Here is a 20,255-nt window from a genome sequence, read left to right as displayed (position 1 = left end):
CGGGACGGGGTGTACGGACTAGGCGAGAGAGCCGTACAGGCCGGGACGGCGGTCGTGGAGATAGGGGTTGGCGGCCCGCGAGGCGGCCAGGAATCCGGGGTCGACGTCCCCGACGACGAGTTCCTCGCCGCGGCCGGCCCGGGCGCGGGCCGTGCCGTCAGGACCGGCCAGGCAGCTGAGCCCGGTGAACTCGAACTCGCCTTCCGTGCCGGTCCTGTTGACGTAGGCGATGTACATCTGGCTCTCGAACGCGCGGACCGGCACCACGGACTCGGCGACGAACGGGAAGGGGTGCATCAGTGCGGTCGGCACGAGCAGCAGTTCCGTCCCTGCCAGTGCGTGGGCGCGGACGTTCTCCGGAAACTCGACGTCGTAGCAGATCAGCAGCCCGATCCGGACGCCGTCGAGCTCGGCCTGGACGACGGGCAGGTCACCGGCGGTGAACCACTTCTGCTCGAAGGAACCGAAGAGGTGGGTCTTGCGGTAGTTGGCGGAGGAGGTGCCGTCGGGTCCGATGAGCTGGGCGCTGTTGAAGATCCGGTCCCCGTCGCGCTCCGGGTAGCCGTACAGGACCGCGAGACCGTGGCGTACGGCGATCTCGGCGACGGCTCGCGCACCGGGCCCGTCGGCGGGTTCCGCCAGGTCGGGGACGGCGTCGCCGACGGCGTACCCGGTGAGGAACAGTTCGGGCGAGACCAGCAGCCGGGCGCCCGCTCCGGCAGCCCGCGCGGCGGCCTCGTCCAGCACCTTCAGGTTCTCCGCGACGGCACCGGGCCGTCCGGAACTCTGGAGCAGGGCGGTACGCAAAGACGGCATGGCTGACCTCGGCGGGGCGGGCGGGGTGGGGAGACGTACTGACGGTACGGCGTGGGGAACACACCGGACAAGGCGCGAATGTTGCGCGTCCACCGTCGATGCGTTGCGCGTGGAGGCCCTGGGGCGGCGATTCGTTGCGTGGAGCGTCGCCCCAGGTCAGGCGAGTGATTTCCGTCTCCGCGGGAGCCCCGGGAGCACGGCGGGGGAGGGACGCCGTGCGCGGACCGCACGGCCCGGACCGGTGAGGGCGGCTCTCAGGCCGGCGGGGCGGAGGAGTACCGCCGCAGCAGCGGGGACAACACGAGCACGGACTTCGTGCGCTCGACGTAGGGCTCCCCCGCGATCCGCTCCAGCACCTGCTCGAAGTGGCGCATGTCCGCGGCGAAGACCTGCACGATCGCGTCGGCTTCACCTGTCACGGTGGAAGCGGACGCGACTTCCGGGTAGGCGGCGAGGCCCTGCTTGATCGCCTCGGGGGCGGTGTTGCGGCTGCAGTAGATCTCGATGAAGCCCTCGGTCTGCCAGCCGAGCGCCGCCGGGTCGACCCGGACGGTGAAACCGGTGATGGCTCCTTCGGCCCGCAGCCGGTCCACACGGCGCTTCACCGCCGGCGCGGAGAGGCCGATGAGCGTGCCGATGTCGGCGTAGGAGCGGCGGGCGTCTTCGGCGAGGGCGTGGACGATGCGTTCGTCGAGGTCGTTCAGGCGCACGTCGGGCGGATCACTTCTCTGCGGCGGACGGTTCGGGGGCGGCACGTGCCGCCCCCGAAGTAGACCACGCGCGCACTCGGGCCGGGTGCGCCCGCCGCGGAACACGGCCGGTCAGAAGGGGAACTGCGAGCGTCCGTGCTGGACCGATATCCACTTCTGGGTGGTGAACGCCTCGATCATCGAATCGCCGTTCAGCCGCCCGAGGCCGGAGTTCTTCTCACCGCCGAAGGGGACGATCGGCTCGTCGTGCACCGTGCCGTCGTTGATGTGGATCATGCCGGTGCGGATCCGCTGTCCCACCCGTACACCGCGCTCGATGTTCCCGGTGTGGACGGCGCCGCTCAGCCCGTACGGGGTGTCGTTGGCGATGCGCACGGCCTCGTCCTCACCGTCGAACGGGACGAGCAGGGCGACGGGCCCGAAGATCTCCTGGTGCAGGACGGGCGAGCCGGGGGCGAGGCCGGTCAGCACCGAGGGGCTGACGACGTTGCCGTCGGCGCGGCCGTGCAGCAGCGCCGTGGCACCCGCTTCCACCGTCTCGTCGACGAGCTTGGACACGGCGTCGGCCTGCGAGGAGTTGATCAGCGGGCCGATGTGGGTGGCGGGGTCCGCCGGGTCACCGACGCGCAGGGAGGCGACCTTGGCGACGAACTTCTCGGTGAACTCCTGCTCGACCGCGCGGTCGACCAGGATGCGGTTGGCCGCCATGCAGACCTGGCCCTGGTGGACGTAGCGGCTGAAGACGGCCGCGTCGACGGCGTAGTCGACGTCGGCGTCGTCCAGGACGATCAGCGCGCTGTTGCCGCCCAGTTCGAGCACCGCGCGCTTGAGGTTGGCGGCGCAGACCGTGGCGACGTGGCGGCCGATCGTGTCGGAGCCGGTGAAGGAGATGACCTGCGGGACGGGGTGCTCCAGCAGCGTGTCGCCGATCTCGGCGATGTCCGTGACCACGACGTTCAGCAGTCCGGCGGGCAGCCCGGCCTCCTCGAAGACCTTCGCGATCAGCGTGCCGCCGCAGACGGGGGTGTTCTGGTGCGGCTTGAGGACCACCGCGTTGCCGAGGGCCAGCGCGGGTGCGACCGACTTGAGGGACAGCAGGAACGGGAAGTTGAAGGGGCTGATGACGCCGACGACACCGACGGGCACCCGGTAGACGCGGTTCTCCTTGCCCTCGGTGGGCGAGGGGAGGATCTGGCCGGCCGGCCGCAGGGCCAGGTGCACGGCCTCGCGCAGGAACTCCTTGGCCAGGTGCAGTTCGAAGCCGGCCTTCAGCAGGGTGCCGCCGAGTTCCGCGACGATGGCCTCGCCGATCTCGGCCTCCCGCTCCTCGACGATGCGCAGCGCCTTCTCCAGCACGGCCCGGCGGGCGTAGGGGTTGGTGTCGGCCCATCCCTGCTGGGCCCGCTCGGCGGCGCGGTAGGCCTGGTCCACCTCACCCGACGTGGCCACGGTGATCGACGCGAGCTTCTCCCCGCTGTACGGGTTGAAGTCGATGATGTCCCAGGACCCTTTGCCCGGCCTCCACTCGCCGTCGATGTACTGCTGGGCCAGGTCGGTGAAGAAGGAGGACATGAGATCCCTTACCGCAGAGAGGCAGGCAGTTGAAGGAAACTCATCTTACTTATTCTGTAAGCGAGTTGAAGGCGGACAAGAACGCTCGGACACGAAAAAACGATCACGCGCACCTCGCCGACGGCCCTGCGCACAGGTGCCCCTCCCGGGTCGACCGCCCGGGAGGGGCACCTGTGACGCGACGAGCCGCCAGGGTGCGTCGGGGTCAGTTCCAGCTGGCGTGCAGCGGCTTGCCCTCCGCGTAACCGGCGGCGCTCTGCACACCCACGACGGCCTTCTCCGAGAACTCCTCGAGCGAGGCGGCACCCGCGTACGTGCAGGAGGAACGGACACCGGCGATGATCGAGTCGATCAGGTCCTCGACGCCGGGACGGCTCGGGTCGAGGAACATCCGAGAGGTGGAGATGCCCTCCTCGAAGAGCGCTTTGCGCGCGCGGTCGTAGGCGGACTCCTCCGAGGTCCGGTTCTTGACCGCGCGGGCCGAGGCCATCCCGAAGGACTCCTTGTAGAACCGCCCGTCGGCGGCCTGCTGGAGGTCACCGGGCGACTCGTACGTGCCGGCGAACCAGGACCCGATCATGACGTTGGAAGCACCGGCCGCGAGCGCCATGGCGACGTCGCGCGGGTGCCGGACACCTCCGTCGGCCCAGACGTGCTTGCCGTGCTTCTTCGCCTCGGCGGCGCACTCCAGCACGGCGGAGAACTGCGGCCTGCCGACACCGGTCATCATGCGCGTGGTGCACATGGCGCCGGGGCCCACACCGACCTTGATGATGTCGGCACCGGCCTCGATCAGGTCGCGCACACCCTGGGCGGACACCACGTTGCCCGCGACGATCGGCACGGCCGGGTCGAGCCCCCGTACGGCGGCGACCGCGCTGATCATGGATTCCTGGTGTCCGTGCGCGGTGTCCACGACCAGCGTGTCGGCCCCCGCGTCCAGGAGCTGCTTGGCCTTGCCGGCCACGTCACCGTTGATCCCGACGGCCGCAGCGATCCGCAGCCTGCCGTCGGCGTCGGTGGCCGGGGTGTAGAGCGTGGCACGCAGGGCGGCCTTCCGGGTGAGGATGCCGACCAGCCGGCCGTCCGCGTCGACGGCGGGTGCGAGCTTGCGGTTGGCGCCGTCGAGCTTGTTGAAGGCCTCGCGCGGGTCGATGTCCGCGTCGAGCACGACCAGGTCCTTCGACATGACCTCGGAGAGCTGGGTGAAGCGGTCCACGCCGGTCAGGTCGTGGTCGGTGACGACCCCGACGGGCCGGTTCTCGGCGTCGACGACGACGCCCGCGCCGTGCGCCCGCTTGTGCAGCAGGGACAGCGCGTCGGCGACCGTCTGGCCGGGGGCGAGCACGATCGGCGTGTCGAGCACGAGATGGCGCTTCTTGACCCAGCCGATGACCTCGGTGACGACCTCGATCGGGATGTCCTGGGGGATCACGACCAGTCCGCCGCGGCGGGCGATCGTCTCGGCCATCCGGCGACCGGCGATCGCGGTCATGTTGGCGACGACCAGGGGGATGGTGGTGCCGCTGCCGTCCGGCGAGGAGAGGTCCACGGCCTGCCGGGAGCCGACCGCGGAGCGGCCGGGAACCATGAAGACGTCGTCGTACGTGAGGTCGTAGTGGACCGAGGGGGCGGCCGTGTACCGACCGGTGCCGGGCTCAAGAAAACGCATAACACCCATTTTTTCATATGAAACGGTGCAGGTCGTTTCCACGAAGACACAGCGATGGACCCCCGCGTTCGTCAGTTCCTCCAAGGGAACCGCCCGGGGGCCGGGCAAGTGGAAACCTGCCTTACCCATGGACCTTACCCGAACAGGTTTCGCTCGCCCGGCGATCAGGATTCGCTTCCGAGCGATCACTATCGCTAGACCGGGTGACAGAGTGTCAGGTAGCTTGAAATCCGCAGGTCTCTACGGTAGCGGCAGCGCCGCCGATGGGCCCGGAACACCTGACACGTGTTTGACCGGAGAGGACGGGGATCCGCCTGTGGAGAACGAACTGCCTGACATCTTCTGCCCGTTCCCCCAGCGGAGCAATCCGTATGTGGGACACACCCGCGAGCACCTCAGCACCTGGATCCGGACCACCGGCCTGGTGCACCGGGAGTCCGCGAGACAGCGCTTCGAGCAGGCCGACTTCGGCGCCTTCGTGGGGATGGTCTATCCCACGGCGAACAGCGAACACCTCGACCTCGTCGCCGACTGGTTCGTCTGGCTGTTCCTCGTAGACGACCAGCTGGACGACGGACATCTCGGCCGCAGCCCCGAACGCGTACGCGACGTGGTGGAGCAGATGCGTGCCGTGGTCGAGGGAACGGCACAGCGCCCGGGTCCGGGCGAGGAGGCACCCGCCGCCCTCATCGCCCTGTTCGACCTGTGGGATCGCACGATTCCGCAGGCCGCCCCGCACTGGCGCACCCGTTTCGCCTGGCACCTCATGATGTATCTGACGACCACGACGACCTGGGAGGCGGGCAACCGCGCCAACGGCATCGTGCCGTCCGAGGCGACCTACATCGCCCGGCGGCGGCACACCGGGGCGATCCACGTGTGCATGGACCTGATCGAGATCGTGGCCGGCGTCGAGGCGCCGGAGTGGGTCCACAACGATCCCCGGTTCATCACGGCGCTGGAGGCCTCCTGCAACGTGGTGTGCTGGGCGAACGACGTCTATTCCTACGAGAAGGAGCAGGTGCTCGGCGAGATCCACAACCTCGTCCACCTGGTCCGCCACCACCGCGGCCACGGGGAGCGGCAGGCGCTCGAGCACGTGTGCGCCGAGATAGCTACCGAGACCGAGCGGTTCCTCACCGCCGAGGAGGAGCTGCTCGACATGTACCCGCGGCTCTCGGCCGTGCTCGTGCCCTACCTCGACGGGATGAGGAGCTGGATGCGGGGCAACCTCGACTGGTCCCGGCAGACTCCGCGCTACAACCCTGCGGACGTCAGCCAGTACTCGGAGCCCGGGGCGTATCTGGAGGAGACCGTCTTCGGCGTGGGCGCGGACCGCGCCGGGCACGTCGCGGGCACCGACAGCGTCCTGAACTGAACAGGGCGGAGGCCGGGCACCCCTCGGGGTGCCCGGCCTCCGCCGTGCTCGGGCTCGGTCGTCCCCCGGGCTCAGTCGTCCGGGTCGGCGCGCTCCAGGGCGGGCCGCTGCCCGGGGGCGGATTCGGTGAGGAGGAAGTCGGCGGCCGCGGTGTCCGTCACGAGGCTGGTGACGAGTCCCGAGCGCAGCACGGCGCCGATGGCCGCGGCCTTGCGCTGGCCGCCGGCGATGGCGACGACCTCGGGGATCCGGCGCAGCCTGTCGGCCTCCACCGTGATGCACCGCTCGCCGAGATCACGGCCGACCCGGCGGCCGTCCGAGTCGAAGAGGTGCGCGGACATCTCCGCGGCCACGCCGAGCGAGGCGTAATGGGCCCGCTCGTCGTCCGAGAGCATGTCGTGCACGGTGGAGATGCCGGGCTCCCAGGAGCCGATGGAGACCGCGGCGACCGTCACCTTGTCGAAGTACTCGAAGGCGCGGGCGATGCCCGTCTGGTGTCGCAGGGCGGCCGCCGTCGCCGGATCGGGCAGCAGCATCGGGGCGTAGATCGGGTGAGCCTCGCCCCCGGACACCTGAGCGGCACGGCGGACTGCCTCGACCGAGCCGCGCTCGGCCGTCCCGGCGTCGTAGACACCCGTCAGCTGCACGACCGTGCACGGCGGCAGCCGGTCGAGCGCCGCCGCCATGTGGATGGTGGAGCGGCCCCAGGCCAGCCCCAGCACGTCGCCCTCGTTGACCAGCTCGCCGAGCAGCTCTGCCGCGACCTCGCCCAGGTTCTCCGGGTCGGCGGCGTCGTCCTGCTCCTCCGCCGGGGACTCGACCACGACGGCGTGCCGCAGGCCGTAGCGTGCCCTGAGCGCGTCGGAACGCTCCGCGTCCAGCTCCGCCGGTACCCGGATCTCGATCCGCACGAGATCACGCTCGAGGGCCGTCTCGAGAACCCGTGCCACCTTGAAGCGGCTGACGCCGAACTCCTCGGCGATCTGGATCTTCGATTTTCCCTCGAGGTAGAAGCGACGCGCCATGGCCGCCGCCTGCACCAGCTCCGCGGGTCCCATCCGCATGGCTGACCGACCCGCCGAGATGCCAGACACCGCGATCTCCTCACTGCTGTTCACACGCTCGATACGCCTTCATCCTGTCAGATCCGGCGATCCTTGATCCGGCCCGTCGGGCCGCGTTCATCCGCGGTTGGTTCAGTGGCCGCACGCCCAGGGGGCGGAAGCCGTCGCCGTCTCGGCCCGTGCGCGCAGCGCCCGCACGGCCTGGGCCGGGTCCTCGGCGCCGTACACGGCCGATCCCGCGACGAACACGTCCGCGCCGGCCTCGGCGCACCGCTCGATGGTGGTGGCCGAGACCCCGCCGTCGACCTGCAGCCACAGTTCGAGGCCGTGCTTCGAGATCAGGTCACGGGTCCGGCGGATCTTCGGCAGCATGATGTCCAGGAACGACTGACCGCCGAAGCCCGGCTCGACCGTCATGATCAGCAGCATGTCGAGCTCGGGGAGCAGGTCCTCGTAGGGCTCGATGGGGGTCGCGGGCTTCAGCGCCATGGAGGCACGGGCCCCCTTGGCCCTGATCTCGCGGGCCAGGCGCACCGGTGCGGCCGCCGCCTCCGCGTGGAAGGTCACGGAGCCCGCACCGGCCTCGACGTACTGGGGCGCCCAGCGATCGGCGTCCTCGATCATGAGGTGGCAGTCCAGCGGGGTGTCCGTGGCCTTGCTCAGCGCCTCCACGATGGGCACACCGAGCGTGAGGTTGGGCACGAAGTGGTTGTCCATGACATCGACATGGAGCCAGTCCGCGCCTTCGACCGCCTTCGCCTCCTCGGCGAGGCGTGCGAAATCGGCGGACAGAATGCTGGGGTTGATCTGGGCCATGCCCCAAGCCTGCCATGCTCCGCGCCACTTCCCCGCCCCGGTGCGGCGCAAAGGCTCACGGGATCATCACGGTTCGCGCATTCCCGGCGATTCCGCGAGTCCGACGGCGGTCACAGGACCCGACGGGCCCTCCGCCGGTCAGCCCGTCCGGCGCAGCAGGGCGAGGTACATGGCGTCCGTGCCGTGCAGGTGCGGCCACAGCTGGACATCAGGACCGTCACCCAGCGCGGGCACGCCGGGCATCAGCGGGCGGGCGTCGATCCACTCCGCCTCGACGGACGGGCCGCCACGGCCCTTCAGCACGTCCTCGACGACGACCCGGGTCTCCGCGAGGTGCGGCGAGCAGGTCGCGTAACCGACGACCCCGCCGACCCGCACCGCTTTCAACGCCTCGCGCAACAGGCCGCGTTGGAGCGGGGCGAAGCTCTCCAGGTCCTCCGGGCGGCGGCGCCAGCGGGACTCGGGGCGCCGGCGCAGTGCACCGAGCCCGGAGCACGGGACGTCCATCAGGACGCGGTCGAAGGAGCCGGGCCGCCAGGGTGGCCGGGTGCCGTCGGCGGTGATCACCTGGTACGGGCCCGGGTTGCCGGCCAGCGTGCGCTCGACGAGGCGGGCCCGGTGCGGCTGCTTCTCCGCGGCGAGCAGCGTCGCGCCTCGTCCGGCGGCCAGCGCGGCCAGCAGGGCGGCCTTGCCGCCCGGGCCGGCACAGCCGTCGAGCCACCGGGTGTCTCCGCCCTCGACCGGGGCGGCTGCCAGGGCCGCGGCGACGAGCTGGCTGCCCTCGTCCTGCACGCCCGCGCTGCCGTCCCGCACGGCGGCCAGGGCGCCAGGCTCACCGCCCTCGGCCATCCGCACGGCGTACGGGGACCAGCGCCCCGGAAGGCCGTTCTCCTCGCCGAGGGCGGACAGCAGCTCGTCGGTGGTCGAGCGGCCGGGGCGCGCCACGAGCGTCACCTCGGGGCGTTCGTTGTCCGCTTCGAGCAGGTCCTCGATGCCGGCGCGGCCGCCGCCGAGGGCGTCCCACAGCGCGGAGACGATCCAGCGGGGGTGGGAGTGGACGACCGAGAGGTTCTCCTCGGCGTCCTCGTCGTACGCGGGGGCCACACGCTCCACCCAGCCGTCGAGGTCGTGTGCCGTGACCTTGCGCAGGACGGCGTTGACGAACTTGGCACGGCCCTCACCGAGGACCACCCGCGCCAGTTCCACGCTTGCGGAGACCGCCGCGTGGGTGGGGATGCGGGTGCCGAGCAGCTGGTGGACGCCCATGTTGAGCACGTCCAGCACCGGGGGGTCGACCTCGCGCAGGGGCCGGTCGATGCAGGCGGCGACGATCGCGTCGTACGTGCCCTGGCGGCGCAGGGTGCCGTAGACCAGCTCGGTGGCCAGCGCGGCGTCCCGGCCCTCGAAGTCACCCTTGGCACGTGCCTTCTTCAGGAGCGGCGGGAGGACGAGGTTGGCGTACGCGTCCCGTTCGTCGACGGCCCTGAGCGCCTCGAAGGCGAGGAAGCGCACCGGGTCCTTCTTGGGACGGCGGTGCGGCTTGGCGGGACGGCGACGCTGCTGGTCGTTCACGTGAAAGGTGCTCCGCTGATGGTGAGGGGACGAACCCGTCCAGCGTACGTCGCCCGGCGGGCCGGCCCGGTCCGGAGGTTCCCGGGGGCCGGCCGCCCCTCCCCCCGGCCCGGCGGCTCCCCCCGGGCTCGCGTACGCGGCAGTCCTCCCGGGCTCAGAGGCCCAGCAGCTCCCCGTGGGCGATGCGCACACCGCGCGCCCAGTCGGCGGCCCTCATCGGCTTCTTGCCCTGGGGCTGGACCCAGAGGAGCTCGACCGCGTGCGACCCGGTGCCCGCGTAGACGTTGTTCTTGCCCACGGACAGCTCGCCGGGGGCCAGGTCGGTGCGGTCGAGCACCGGCACGGCCTGGACCAGCTTGAGGCGTTCCCCCCGGAACAGGGTCCACGCGCCCGGCGCGGGGGTGCAGCCGCGCACCACACGGTCGACGCGGAGCGCGGGCGCGGACCACTGCACCTGGGCGTCCTCCACGGTGATCTTGGGGGCGAGCGTCACCCCCTCGCCGGGCTGCGGAACGGCGTGCAGGGTGCCGTCCTCGATGCCGTCCATGGTCGCCACGAGCAGACCGGCGCCCGCGAAGGCGAGCCGGGTGAGCAGATCACCGCTGGTGTCGGTGGGCCGGACCTCCTCGGTCAGCACGCCGTACACGGGTCCCGAGTCCAGCCCTACCTCGATCAGGAAGGTCGATGCCCCCGTGACCTCGTCCCCGGCCATGACCGCGTGCTGCACGGGTGCTGCCCCGCGCCAGGCGGGCAGCAGCGAGAAGTGCAGGTTGACCCAGCCGCGGGCCGGCACGTCCAGCGCGGTCTTCGGCAGCAGCGCACCGTAGGCGACGACGGGGCAGCAGTCGGGCGCGATCTCGCGCAGCCGGGCCAGGAAGTCCTCGTCGCGCGGCTTGACGGGCTTGAGCACCTCGATACCCGCCTCCTCCGCACGCTCGGCCACCGGGCTGGCGACCAGCCTGCGGCCCCGGCCGGCCGGGGCGTCCGGGCGGGTGACCACCGCGGCGACCTCGTGACGGTCGGAGGCGATCAGGGCGTCCAGAGCGGGGACGGCGACCTCGGGGGTGCCTGCGAAGACGAGCTTCATGGGTGGCGCACTGCCTCTCGGGCCGGAACGTGACGTGGCGAGCAGCGCACCAGTCTAGAGCCCGGGGCCGGGGGGCGTACGCACGCCCGTGCGCCCCGCGCACATGCACATACGCCCCTCTTGCGTGACCACATGGCCGGGTGACGCGTTGGTCAAGTGAGATTGACCGAAGTGGGCCGCCACCGCGCGGTCCGATCCCTTTCAACGCCGGTTCGAGAGGCTTCTTCATGGCCGACCACGCAACCCACGACGCCCAAGCGCGTGCCAGTCTGCACCTGTTGGTGCGGGACATCGAGCGGGTCAGGCGGCAGGTGGACGCCCTGCGTACCCTCACTGCGCAGCTGGGCAACGTCTACCGTCCGCGCCGCTCAGGCCCCTCCGCGGGCTTCGTCGTCTACGGCAGGGCCCCGGCACCCACGGTCCGGCTGGCCCAGGAACTGCGGGACAGTGTCGAGACGCTGGTCACCGCCGCCGTGGACTTCGACCGCTCGCTGGGCTTCTCGTGGGACGCGGTGGGTTCCGCGCTCGGTGTCACCAAGCAGGCGGTGCACCGCCGTTACGGCGCGCGCAGGAACGCCCCGCAGCAGGCTCCCGCCGAGACCCCGGACTCCGCGAGCCGCACGGTGCCGGCCTCCGGTTCCGCCGTGCCCGCCGTACCCGCCGCCCGTTCGATGCCGCCGCAGCCGTCGGACCAGCACTCCCCCGCGCGCGAGGAACTCCGGCCGGGCGCCTTCCCCGGCCCGCGCAACGGCTGACGCCGCACATCCGGGCGGCCGCCCCGCAGGCCAGCGGCCCCTGGGCCCCACGGGGACGTGCCACGAGGACGGCGGCCGCGTCAGCCGATGTCCGGCGGGTCGATCCTGATCCGCACCGGGTCACCGGCGGCGCGGGCCGTCCGGGCCGCCTGCGCGGCCTTGAGCGCGGCCGCCAGGGCCGCGCCCCGGCCCGGCGGAACCCTGATCAGCGCCCGCTCCCAGGTCTCCCCCGGCGGGGCGTCACCCTGCCGTCGGGGCCTGCCCGGCACGGCTCGTGCGACGGGTACGGGTCCGAGAACTTCGGCCTCGGCGGGCAGGTCGGCACCGGCGAGACAGGCGGCCACCGCCTCCTGCGGGCCCGTGACCGAGGCCATCCGGGAGACAGGCGGGAAGCCGAGCTCGGCCCGCTCGGCGAGCTCCCGGCGGGCGTGGCCCACCGGGTCCCAGCGGACCAGGGCCTGCACGGGCCGCAGGGTCGGCTCGGCCACGATCACCACGGTGCCCCCCTCCGGCTGCCCCCGCACCAGCGCGGCGGCCGCTGTCCAGCGCCGCAGCGCCTCCTCCCCCGCCCGCAGATCGGGGCGCCCGACCATCGCCCAGCCGTCCAGCAGGAGCGCGGCGGCGTATCCGCCCTCGGCCACCGGCTCCGCCCCGGGGGTGCTGACGACCAGGGCGGGCTGATCCGGCACGGAGTCCAGCACATGGTCCCGGCCCGACGTGCGCACGGGGACGGTGGGAAAGGCGCGCCCCAGCTCCTCGGCGGTCCGGCGGGCGCCGACGATCTGCGCGCGCAGCCGCAGGCCTCCGCAGGCGGTGCAGCTCCAGGCGGTCTCGGCCCGTCCGCACCATGCGCAGTCGAGGTCCCGCTGGTCCGGCGCCTGGAGCGGCCCCGCGCAGTGCCTGCACCGTGCGGGCTCGCGGCAGCGCTCGCAGGCCAGCCGGGGTGCGTACCCGCGGCGGGGCACCTGGACGAGCACGGGGCCGTTGCGCAGCCCCTCCCGTACGGTCTGCCAGGCGAGGCTGGGCAGCCGCGCCGAGCGGGCGGCTCCGTCCCGTGCGAGCTCCCCGTCGCCCACCGTGCGCACCAGGGGTGCGGCGATCCGCAGCTGCTCACGCTCCGCGCGCAGGGGCAGGGCCCAGCCGCTCTCGACGAGCTGCGCGGCCTCCACGGTGCAGTTCGTTCCGCCCAGCAGGAACGCGCAGCGGCCGTGGGCCGCCCGCAGCTCCAGGACCTCCCGGACGTGCGGGAAGGGGGCGTTGTCATCGCTGTGGCTGGAGTCGCCGTCGTCCCAGACCGCCACCAGGCCGAGGTCGGCGACCGGGGCGAACATCGCGGCGCGGGTGCCGACCACCGCGCGTACGGAGCCGCGGCGGACCGCGAGCCACTGCCGGTAGCGCTTCTCGGGGCCCGAGTCGGCGGTCAGGAGTGCGTGGCGGCCCTCCCCAAGCACCTCCGTCAGTGCGGCGTCCACGCGCCCCGCGCTCCGCCCGTCCGGCACGACGACGAGCGCGCCCCGGCCCGAGGCCAGGGTCGCGGCCATCGCGCGGGCGATCTCCTCGGGCCAGTGGGGTCCCGGCAGTGCCGTCCAGACCGCCCTGGGCGCACCGCCTTCGCTCAGCGCGCGGAGGAACGCGGGCCCCTGCGCGTAGCGCTTCCACGTCCCGGCGGACGGAGCGGGCGGCACGGGCAGGGGTGCGGGCGACGGCTTGGACTCCGCGCGGCCGTTCCTGGGCGGCACGGCGAGCTGCAGCACGTCCGCGAGGCTGCCGGCGTAACGGTCGGCGACGGCGCGCGAGAGCTCCAGCAGCTCCGGTCCCAGCACCGGTTCGGGTGACACCACGTAGGCGAGGGCCGCGAGTGCGCCCTGGTAGTCGGACGAGGCGCGCCGCTCGATCAGGAAGCCGTCGATGAGACCGCCGCCCTCGCGCCTCCCGCCGCGGACCTGCCGTCCGCCGGCGCCGAACCGGACCCGCACGCGCACGCCGGGCTGCGCGTCGGCGTCGAGTTCCTCGGGAACGGCGTAGTCGAAGTACTGGTCGAGGTGGAGGGCACCCTTGTTCACCAGGACGCGGGCGACCGGGAGCTCCCCGGCGAGCGGGGCTCCCCGCCAGGTCCTGGGCTTGGCCCGCGGCACCTTGGCCGCGCGCACCGCCTCCCGGATGAACGCAAGCTGCTCCGGTGCCCCGCCCTCGGGCTTGCCGGACCGCTCGTCGTCGCTGCTCACAGCTGAATTCCTACCAGATGCCACCGACAGCCGGCCCGGACGGCGATGCTGCCCCCGCGGGTTCCGGGCGAACGCTCCGGGGCCCGGACACCGTGTGGCGGTGTCCGGGCCCCGGAGCGAAGGCCGACGCGGAGCGGTACTAGAGGCCCGCGGCCGCGCGCAGTGCGTCGACGCGGTCGGTGCGCTCCCACGTGAAGTCGGGCAGCTCGCGGCCGAAGTGACCGTACGCCGCGGTCTGGGCGTAGATCGGGCGCAGCAGGTCGAGGTCGCGGATGATCGCGGCCGGGCGCAGGTCGAAGACCTCGCCGATGGCGTGCTCGATCTTCTCCGTGTCGACCGCGGCGGTGCCGAAGGTCTCGACGAAGAGGCCCACCGGCTCGGCCTTGCCGATCGCGTAGGCGACCTGGACCTCGCAGCGCGTGGCGAGACCGGCCGCGACGACGTTCTTGGCGACCCAGCGCATCGCGTAGGCGGCCGAACGGTCGACCTTGGACGGGTCCTTGCCCGAGAAGGCGCCGCCGCCGTGGCGGGCCATGCCGCCGTACGTGTCGATGATGATCTTGCGACCGGTGAGGCCGGCGTCGCCCATCGGGCCGCCGATCTCGAAACGGCCGGTCGGGTTCACCAGCAGGCGGTAGCCCTCGGTGTCGAGCTTGATGCCGTCCCCGACGAGCTGCGAGAGGACGTGCTCCACGACGAACTCACGGATGTCGGGGGCGAGCAGCGAGTCCAGGTCGATGTCCGACGCGTGCTGCGAGGAGACGACGACCGTGTCGAGGCGGACGGCCTTGTCGCCGTCGTACTCGATGGTGACCTGGGTCTTGCCGTCGGGGCGCAGGTAGGGGATGGTCCCGTTCTTGCGGACCTCGGAGAGCCGGCGGGAGAGCCGGTGCGCCAGGTAGATCGGGAGCGGCATCAGCTCGGGCGTCTCGTCGCAGGCGTAGCCGAACATCAGCCCCTGGTCGCCGGCACCCTGCTTGTCGAGCTCGTCCTCCTCTTCTCCCCGGGAGGCACCCTCGACCCGCTTCTCGTACGCGGTGTCGACGCCCTGGGCGATGTCCGGGGACTGTGCCCCGATGGACACCGAGACACCGCAGGAGGCTCCGTCGAAGCCCTTCTTGGAGGAGTCGTATCCGATCTCCAGCACCTTGTTGCGCACGAGGTTGGGGATGTCGGCGTAGGCCTTGGTCGTGACCTCACCCGCGACATGCACGAGACCCGTGGTGATCAAGGTCTCCACGGCGACGCGCGAGGAGGGGTCCTCCCGCAGGAGTGCGTCGAGAATCGTGTCGCTGATCTGGTCAGCGATCTTGTCGGGGTGGCCCTCGGTTACGGACTCCGAGGTGAAGAGACGGCGGGACACATCGCTCCCTGGGGTTGCAGCGGCTGCTGGCTGATCATTGTGGGACTGCCGGGAGCTGCGCCCGGCACATTCCGTCGACCAGTTTATCGGTCGCATCCGGTGATTGGGCCACACGTCTCGCCCCTTGGGAGGTCTGTGACCTGCGGCACCGTTGACGACGGTACGACAATCCCTCCTTTCGGGTGCAAGATATGGGCCTTTTGCTCGGTGAGCGTTCCCCCGGATGCGGAGGGGCAATCTATTCGAAGCGCGCCGCCACGAGGTCCCACACCGTGTCGGCCAGCGCTTCCTTGGGTCCGTACGGCACAGCGGTCTCGCCGCCGTCCGCTCCCAGCACGACCGCCTCGTTCTCCTCGGACCCGAACGTCTTGCGCTCCCCCACCTCGTTGACGACGAGGAGGTCACAGCCCTTGCGGCGCAGCTTCTCGCGGCCGTTGGCGAGGACGTCGTCGGTCTCGGCGGCGAATCCGACGACGATCTGCCCCGGCCGGGCCCGGTCGGCGGCTACCTCGGCGAGGATGTCGGGGTTGCGGACGAGTGCGACGGCCGCGGGCTCCTGGCCGTCCTTCTTCTTGATCTTGCCCGTGGCGTACTCGGCGGGGCGGAAGTCGGCGACTGCCGCGGCCATCACCACCACGTCGGCGTCGGCCGACGCCTCGAGCACGGCTTCGCGCAGCTGCACGGCGGTCCCGGCACGCCGGACATCGGCCCCGGCGGGATCGGGGAGACCCGTGTTGGCCTCGATCAGCGTCACCCTGGCTCCCCGGGCGACGGCGGTACGGGCCAGTGCGTAGCCCTGCTTGCCCGAGGAGCGGTTGCCGAGGTACCGGACCGGGTCGAGGGGTTCGCGGGTACCGCCCGCGCTGATCACCACATGGCGTCCGGCGAGGTCGGGGGTGCCGGGCCCCCGGGCCAGGACGCGCCGGCAGACCTCGAAGATCTCCGATGGGTCGGGCAGCCGGCCCTTGCCCGTGTCGACGCCGGTGAGCCGGCCCACGGCGGGCTCGATGACCACGCAACCGCGGCGGCGCAGCGTGGCGACGTTCTCCTGGGTGGCGGGGTGCTCCCACATCTCGGTGTGCATGGCGGGCGCGAAGACGACCGGGCAGCGCGCGGTGAGCAGGGTGTTGGTGAGGAGGTCGTCGGCGAGGCCGTGGGCGGCCCTGGCCAGCGTGTCGGCGGTGGCGGGGGCGACCACCACGAGGTCGGCACCCTGACCGATCCGCACGTGCGGCACCTCGTGCACGCTCTCCCAGACGTCCGTCGACACGGGGTTCCCCGACAGGGCCGACCAGGTGGCGGCCCCGACGAAGTTCAGCGACGCCGGGGTCGGCACGACCCGCACCTCGTGGCCGGACTCGGTCAGCCTGCGCAGCAGCTCGCACGCCTTGTACGCGGCGATGCCTCCGCTGACCCCCAGGACGACCTTCGGCTTGTCCACTGCGTCTCCCCGCACTCGTGTCTCTGGCGCACCCCGCCTCCGGCGGCCCCGTGGCGTACGGACTCCATGCTGCCTCACGGCGCACGCCGCCCCGCGGCGGGCCCGGTGCCGGACACACCACAGGCCCGGCGGTGACGACCGCCGGGCCTGTGGTGAAGGTGCGTTTCTGACTGCCGCCTGCTTACTGCGCGGGGCCCTCGATGGCCTCGGAGGTCAGCAGGCCCGCGTTGATCTCGCGGAGCGCGATCGAGAGCGGCTTCTCGTGCACGTGGGTGTCGACGAGCGGACCGACGTACTCGAGGAGGCCTTCACCGAGCTGCGAGTAGTACGCGTTGATCTGGCGCGCGCGCTTGGCGGCGTAGATCACAAGGCTGTACTTCGAGTCGGTGGCCTCGAGGAGCTCATCAATCGGCGGGTTGATGATGCCCTCGGGCGTGGTGATGGAAGAGGACACTCTCTGCCTTCCGAAGGGGATAGAGATCAAAGAGATCTTTGATCATGCTGGTTCCGCAGTGGTGATGCTCTGCGTCCGCGGAACGGAGAGGCGACCGGTGAGGGTCAGTCGTCGATGCCGCGGAGGCCGGAAGCCTGCAGCATCAACGTTAGCAGCTCGCGCGCCACGTCCTCGACGGAGGTGTTGACGAGCGTCGTATCGAACTCGTCCTCGGCCGCCAGCTCGACCTTCGCGGCCGTGAGCCTGCGCTCGATCACGTCGGGCGCCTCGGTACCGCGGCCGGTGAGCCTGCGCACCAGCTCGTCCCAGCTCGGAGGGGCCAGGAAGACCAGCTGAGCCTCGGGCATTGACTGCCGGACCAGCCGGGCACCCTGCAGGTCGATCTCCAGCAGCACCGGCTCGCCCGCTTCCAGGCGGTCGAGCACGGCGCGGCGGGGCGTGCCGTAGCGGTTGCCCGCGAACTCGGCCCACTCGAGCAGTTCGCCGTTGGCGATCAGCTTGTCGAACTCCTCGTTGTCCACGAAGAAGTAGTGGACACCGTTGCTCTCCCCGGGGCGCGGCTTGCGTGTCGTGGCCGACACGGAGAGCCACACCTCGGGGTGAACCTTGCGCATATGAGCGACGACCGTGCTCTTGCCGACCCCGGAGGGGCCGGAGAGCACGGTCAGCCGCGGACGTACGTCCGGGGGTACGGGGGACGTCCCCCGGGATGTTGCAGCCATGGAGCGATTATCCAGCTTCTCAGGAGTGCCTGAGAACGTCAGGCGGGACTGCCGCCGAACTCACGCTCCAAAGATGCGATCTGATTGGAGCCGAGACCCCGGACCCGGCGGCTCTCGGAGATGCCGAGCCGCTCCATGATCTGCTTGGCGCGGACCTTGCCCACGCCCGGCAGGGACTCCAGTAGGGCGGAGACCTTCATCTTGCCGATGACGTCGTTCTCCTGGCCCGACTTGATGACCTCGTGGAGGGAGGCGCCGGAGTGCTTGAGTCGATTCTTGACCTCGGCCCGCTCCCGGCGAGCCGCGGCGGCCTTTTCGAGCGCGGCTGCGCGCTGTTCAGGGGTAAGGGGCGGAAGAGCCACGCCTACGTCACCTCGGATGTCGATCTGTCGGATACGGACCGGTGAGGAACCTGATGGCTCCACACCTGGTGAGCAACGAACAGCTTGTACTCGTTGGCTCTCGACGGAGACTAGCGGCCAAGGCCGCCCGAGTCAGCGAGAACAGACGAAAAGTCCTGGTCAGCTGTGGCCGACCGGGACATTTCGGCCATAACAACCCGGATTTCTGGTCAGGATTCCGTCCACAGCCTGTTACGTGGCATGGTCAGCTTTCCGGGACGGCCGATCGGACCTCGTCCGCGAACCGTCCGGCGGCTTCGCGCAGCCCTGACGCGTCCGGTCCGTGGCGGAGCACGCCCCGGCTCACGCTGGGCACCACGTTGCGCACAGCGGCGCCGAAGACGCGGGGCAGATCCGCCGGCGTCGCACCCTGGGCACCGATGCCGGGAGCGAGCAGCGGGCCGTTGATCGACAGATCGGCTCCCGTGTCCCCGAGAGTGGCCCCGACCACAGCGCCGACGGAGCCGAGGGGCGTCGCGCCCTCGTTCTCCGCCGCCATGTGGTCGAGCATGACCTGCGCCAGCGTCCGCCCGTCCGCGGCGGTGGCCCGCTGGACCTCCGCACCCTCCGGGTTGGAGGTGAGCGCGAGGACGAAGACACCCGCACCGGAGACGGCGGCGGCGTCGAGCGCCGGGCGCAGCGAGCCGAAGCCCAGGTACGGCGAGACGGTGACCGCGTCGGAGAAGAGCGGCGAGTCCTTGTCGAGGTAGGTGGCCGCGTAGGCGCCCATCGTGGAGCCGATGTCCCCGCGCTTGGCGTCCATGAGCACGAGGGCCCCGGCCGCGCGGGCCTCCTCGACCGCCTTCTCCAGGACCGCGATGCCGCGCGAGCCGAAGCGTTCGAAGAACGCGGACTGGGGCTTCAGGACGGCGACGCGGTCGGCCAGCGCCTCGACGACCGTGCGCGTGAAGCGCTCCAGGCCCGCGATGTCGTCGTTCAGGCCCCACGAGGTCAGGAGGGAGGCGTGCGGGTCGATGCCGACGCAGAGCGGCCCGCGGGTGTCCATGGCGTGGCGCAGACGCGCGCCGAAGGGTTCGGGCGTCACCGGGTGGCCTTCCGTGTCTCGGCGCCGACGGCATCGGCGAGGCTGGCGTAGGGGGATGCGGCCAGGCGGGCGGCCAGTCCCTTGTGGATCGCGCGGGCGTAGAACGGGCCCTCGTAGATGAAGGCGCTGTAGCCCTGGACGAGCGTGGCGCCGGCGAGGATGCGCTGCCAGGCGTCCTCGGCGGTCTCGACCCCTCCGACGCCCACCAGGGTGATCCGGGTCCCCACGCGGGCGTAGAGGCGGCTCAGGACCTCCAGGGAGCGCTTCTTCAGGGGCGCGCCGGAGAGCCCGCCGGTCTCGCCCGTCAGCGCCGCCGGCGACTTCAGGCCGAGGCCGTCGCGGGCGATCGTCGTGTTGGTGGCGATGATGCCGTCCAGGCCGAGTTCCACGGCGAGGTCGGCGACCGCGTCGACGTCCTCGTCCGCGAGGTCCGGGGCGATCTTGACGAGCAGCGGGACGCGCCGGTCCGTCACGGTGCGGTCGGCCGCCTCGCGTACCGCGGTGAGCAGGGGCCTGAGCGATTCCGTGGCCTGGAGGTTGCGCAGGCCCGGGGTGTTGGGGGACGAGACGTTCACCACGAGGTAGTCGGCGTGGGCGGCGAGCCGCTCGGTGGACTTCACGTAGTCGCCCACGGCCTCGGCCTCGGGAACCGCCTTGGTCTTGCCGATGTTGACCCCGACGGTCGTACGGAAGACCGGGCTGCGTGCGGCGAGGCGCTCCGCCACGGCCGCCGATCCCTCGTTGTTGAAGCCCATCCGGTTGATCAGCGCCCGGTCCGCGACGAGGCGGAACAGCCGCTTGCGGGGGTTGCCCGGCTGCGGCTCACCGGTGACCGTGCCGATCTCGATGTGGTCGAAGCCGAGCATCGACATGCCGTCGATGGCGACGGCGTTCTTGTCGAAGCCGGCGGCGAGACCGAAGGGGCCGTGCATCCGCAGGCCGAACGCCTCGGTGCGCAGCGCCTCGTGCCGGGGGGCCAGCGCGGCGGCGACGAAGGTGCGCAGCACGGGGATCCGGGCGGCGAGGCGGATCCAGCGGAACGCCGCGTGATGGGCCTGCTCCGGGTCCATCCGCTTGAAGACCAGCTGGAAGAAGAGTTTGTACATCACGGTGTCCTCATGAAGAGGGGGACACCGTTTCCGGTGTCCCCCTGCTGGGCCTG

General features: G+C 71.6%; 18 protein-coding genes. 2 read left to right on the top strand and 16 right to left on the bottom strand.

The genetic code is table 11. The annotated features are described in order from the left end of the window. Positions 1-18: 18 nt before the first annotated feature. From OG206_RS27335 to OG206_RS27320, 4 genes are all read right to left on the bottom strand, one after another. Positions 19-816, bottom strand: coding sequence for a carbon-nitrogen hydrolase family protein (locus OG206_RS27335; RefSeq protein WP_327120651.1), 798 nt, complete (start codon positions 814-816; stop codon positions 19-21). Between the two features lie 254 nt (positions 817-1,070). Continuing rightward, positions 1,071-1,526: an Lrp/AsnC family transcriptional regulator gene (locus tag OG206_RS27330; protein ID WP_327120649.1), complete on the bottom strand. Its 456-nt coding sequence runs from the start codon at positions 1,524-1,526 to the stop codon at positions 1,071-1,073. 111 nt (positions 1,527-1,637) lie between these two features. Continuing rightward, positions 1,638-3,098: an aldehyde dehydrogenase family protein gene (locus OG206_RS27325; RefSeq protein WP_327120647.1), complete on the bottom strand. Its 1,461-nt coding sequence runs from the start codon at positions 3,096-3,098 to the stop codon at positions 1,638-1,640. A 205-nt stretch (positions 3,099-3,303) separates the two neighbouring features. Beyond that, the gene (locus OG206_RS27320; protein WP_327120645.1) at positions 3,304-4,770 is read right to left on the bottom strand and encodes a GuaB1 family IMP dehydrogenase-related protein; all 1,467 of its coding nucleotides are present in this window, start codon (positions 4,768-4,770) and stop codon (positions 3,304-3,306) included. A gap of 316 nt (positions 4,771-5,086) precedes the next feature. Between OG206_RS27320 and OG206_RS27315 the strand changes: the two genes are divergently transcribed. Further along, positions 5,087-6,148, top strand: coding sequence for a terpene synthase family protein (locus OG206_RS27315; protein ID WP_327120643.1), 1,062 nt, complete (start codon positions 5,087-5,089; stop codon positions 6,146-6,148). A 71-nt stretch (positions 6,149-6,219) separates the two neighbouring features. Here the strand turns inward: OG206_RS27315 and OG206_RS27310 are convergent, their stop codons facing one another. The 4 genes from OG206_RS27310 to fmt form a co-directional block, all read right to left on the bottom strand. After that, entirely contained in the window at positions 6,220-7,206 is a 987-nt protein-coding gene (locus tag OG206_RS27310; RefSeq protein WP_442805964.1) for a sugar-binding transcriptional regulator, read from the bottom strand. A 138-nt stretch (positions 7,207-7,344) separates the two neighbouring features. Further along, entirely contained in the window at positions 7,345-8,028 is a 684-nt protein-coding gene (gene rpe, locus OG206_RS27305; protein WP_327120639.1) for a ribulose-phosphate 3-epimerase, read from the bottom strand. Positions 8,029-8,166: 138 nt separating this feature from the next. Next, positions 8,167-9,600 (bottom strand): RsmB/NOP family class I SAM-dependent RNA methyltransferase, encoded by a 1,434-nt coding sequence (locus OG206_RS27300; RefSeq protein ID WP_327120637.1) that lies wholly within the window; start codon positions 9,598-9,600, stop codon positions 8,167-8,169. A 154-nt stretch (positions 9,601-9,754) separates the two neighbouring features. Then, on the bottom strand, positions 9,755-10,687 hold the full coding sequence (gene fmt, locus OG206_RS27295) for a methionyl-tRNA formyltransferase (RefSeq protein ID WP_327120635.1): 933 nt from the start codon (positions 10,685-10,687) through the stop codon (positions 9,755-9,757). Positions 10,688-10,914: 227 nt separating this feature from the next. Between fmt and OG206_RS27290 the strand changes: the two genes are divergently transcribed. After that, a complete protein-coding gene (locus OG206_RS27290; protein ID WP_327120633.1) occupies positions 10,915-11,442 on the top strand; it encodes a hypothetical protein in 528 nt (175 codons plus the stop codon). An 80-nt stretch (positions 11,443-11,522) separates the two neighbouring features. Here OG206_RS27290 and OG206_RS27285 read toward each other — a convergent pair whose 3' ends face one another. The 8 genes from OG206_RS27285 to OG206_RS27250 all read right to left on the bottom strand — a co-directional run bounded on the left by OG206_RS27285 (position 11,523) and on the right by OG206_RS27250 (position 20,199). Further along, positions 11,523-13,667: a primosomal protein N' gene (locus OG206_RS27285; RefSeq protein WP_327120631.1), complete on the bottom strand. Its 2,145-nt coding sequence runs from the start codon at positions 13,665-13,667 to the stop codon at positions 11,523-11,525. 139 nt (positions 13,668-13,806) lie between these two features. Then, complete coding sequence (gene metK, locus OG206_RS27280; protein WP_327120629.1) at positions 13,807-15,030, bottom strand: methionine adenosyltransferase; 1,224 nt, start codon at positions 15,028-15,030, stop codon at positions 13,807-13,809. A 238-nt stretch (positions 15,031-15,268) separates the two neighbouring features. Next, positions 15,269-16,471, bottom strand: a complete 1,203-nt coding sequence (gene coaBC / locus OG206_RS27275) for a bifunctional phosphopantothenoylcysteine decarboxylase/phosphopantothenate--cysteine ligase CoaBC (protein ID WP_327120628.1) — start codon at positions 16,469-16,471, stop codon at positions 15,269-15,271. A 181-nt stretch (positions 16,472-16,652) separates the two neighbouring features. Beyond that, on the bottom strand, positions 16,653-16,925 hold the full coding sequence (gene rpoZ / locus OG206_RS27270) for a DNA-directed RNA polymerase subunit omega (RefSeq protein WP_003970369.1): 273 nt from the start codon (positions 16,923-16,925) through the stop codon (positions 16,653-16,655). Positions 16,926-17,029: 104 nt separating this feature from the next. Next, positions 17,030-17,647: a guanylate kinase gene (gmk, locus tag OG206_RS27265; protein ID WP_327120625.1), complete on the bottom strand. Its 618-nt coding sequence runs from the start codon at positions 17,645-17,647 to the stop codon at positions 17,030-17,032. Between the two features lie 38 nt (positions 17,648-17,685). Further along, entirely contained in the window at positions 17,686-18,009 is a 324-nt protein-coding gene (locus OG206_RS27260) for an integration host factor (protein WP_024490957.1), read from the bottom strand. Between the two features lie 244 nt (positions 18,010-18,253). Next, a complete protein-coding gene (pyrF, locus tag OG206_RS27255; RefSeq protein WP_327120621.1) occupies positions 18,254-19,093 on the bottom strand; it encodes an orotidine-5'-phosphate decarboxylase in 840 nt (279 codons plus the stop codon). Then, positions 19,090-20,199: a quinone-dependent dihydroorotate dehydrogenase gene (locus OG206_RS27250; protein ID WP_327120619.1), complete on the bottom strand. Its 1,110-nt coding sequence runs from the start codon at positions 20,197-20,199 to the stop codon at positions 19,090-19,092. Before OG206_RS27250 ends, pyrF begins: the two co-directional genes overlap by 4 nt. Positions 20,200-20,255 lie beyond the last annotated feature (56 nt).

The sequence above is a fragment of the Streptomyces sp. NBC_01341 genome, from assembly GCF_035946055.1.
Classification (GTDB): Bacteria; Actinomycetota; Actinomycetes; order Streptomycetales; family Streptomycetaceae; genus Streptomyces.
The sequence above is the reverse complement of the archived record's forward strand: the minus strand, read 5'-3'. Positions and strand labels throughout refer to the sequence as shown.

Coding starts and splice junctions, on each gene's coding strand:
- OG206_RS27310 (WP_442805964.1), bottom strand. CDS start 7,206: ATGGGACCCGCGGAGCTGGTGCAGGCGGCGGCCATGGCGCGTCGCTTC.
- gmk (WP_327120625.1), bottom strand. CDS start 17,647: ATGGCTGCAACATCCCGGGGGACGTCCCCCGTACCCCCGGACGTACGT.
- fmt (WP_327120635.1), bottom strand. CDS start 10,687: ATGAAGCTCGTCTTCGCAGGCACCCCCGAGGTCGCCGTCCCCGCTCTG.
- OG206_RS27290 (WP_327120633.1), top strand. CDS start 10,915: ATGGCCGACCACGCAACCCACGACGCCCAAGCGCGTGCCAGTCTGCAC.
- OG206_RS27250 (WP_327120619.1), bottom strand. CDS start 20,199: ATGTACAAACTCTTCTTCCAGCTGGTCTTCAAGCGGATGGACCCGGAG.
- OG206_RS27325 (WP_327120647.1), bottom strand. CDS start 3,098: ATGTCCTCCTTCTTCACCGACCTGGCCCAGCAGTACATCGACGGCGAG.
- rpe (WP_327120639.1), bottom strand. CDS start 8,028: ATGGCCCAGATCAACCCCAGCATTCTGTCCGCCGATTTCGCACGCCTC.
- OG206_RS27320 (WP_327120645.1), bottom strand. CDS start 4,770: ATGCGTTTTCTTGAGCCCGGCACCGGTCGGTACACGGCCGCCCCCTCG.
- OG206_RS27335 (WP_327120651.1), bottom strand. CDS start 816: ATGCCGTCTTTGCGTACCGCCCTGCTCCAGAGTTCCGGACGGCCCGGT.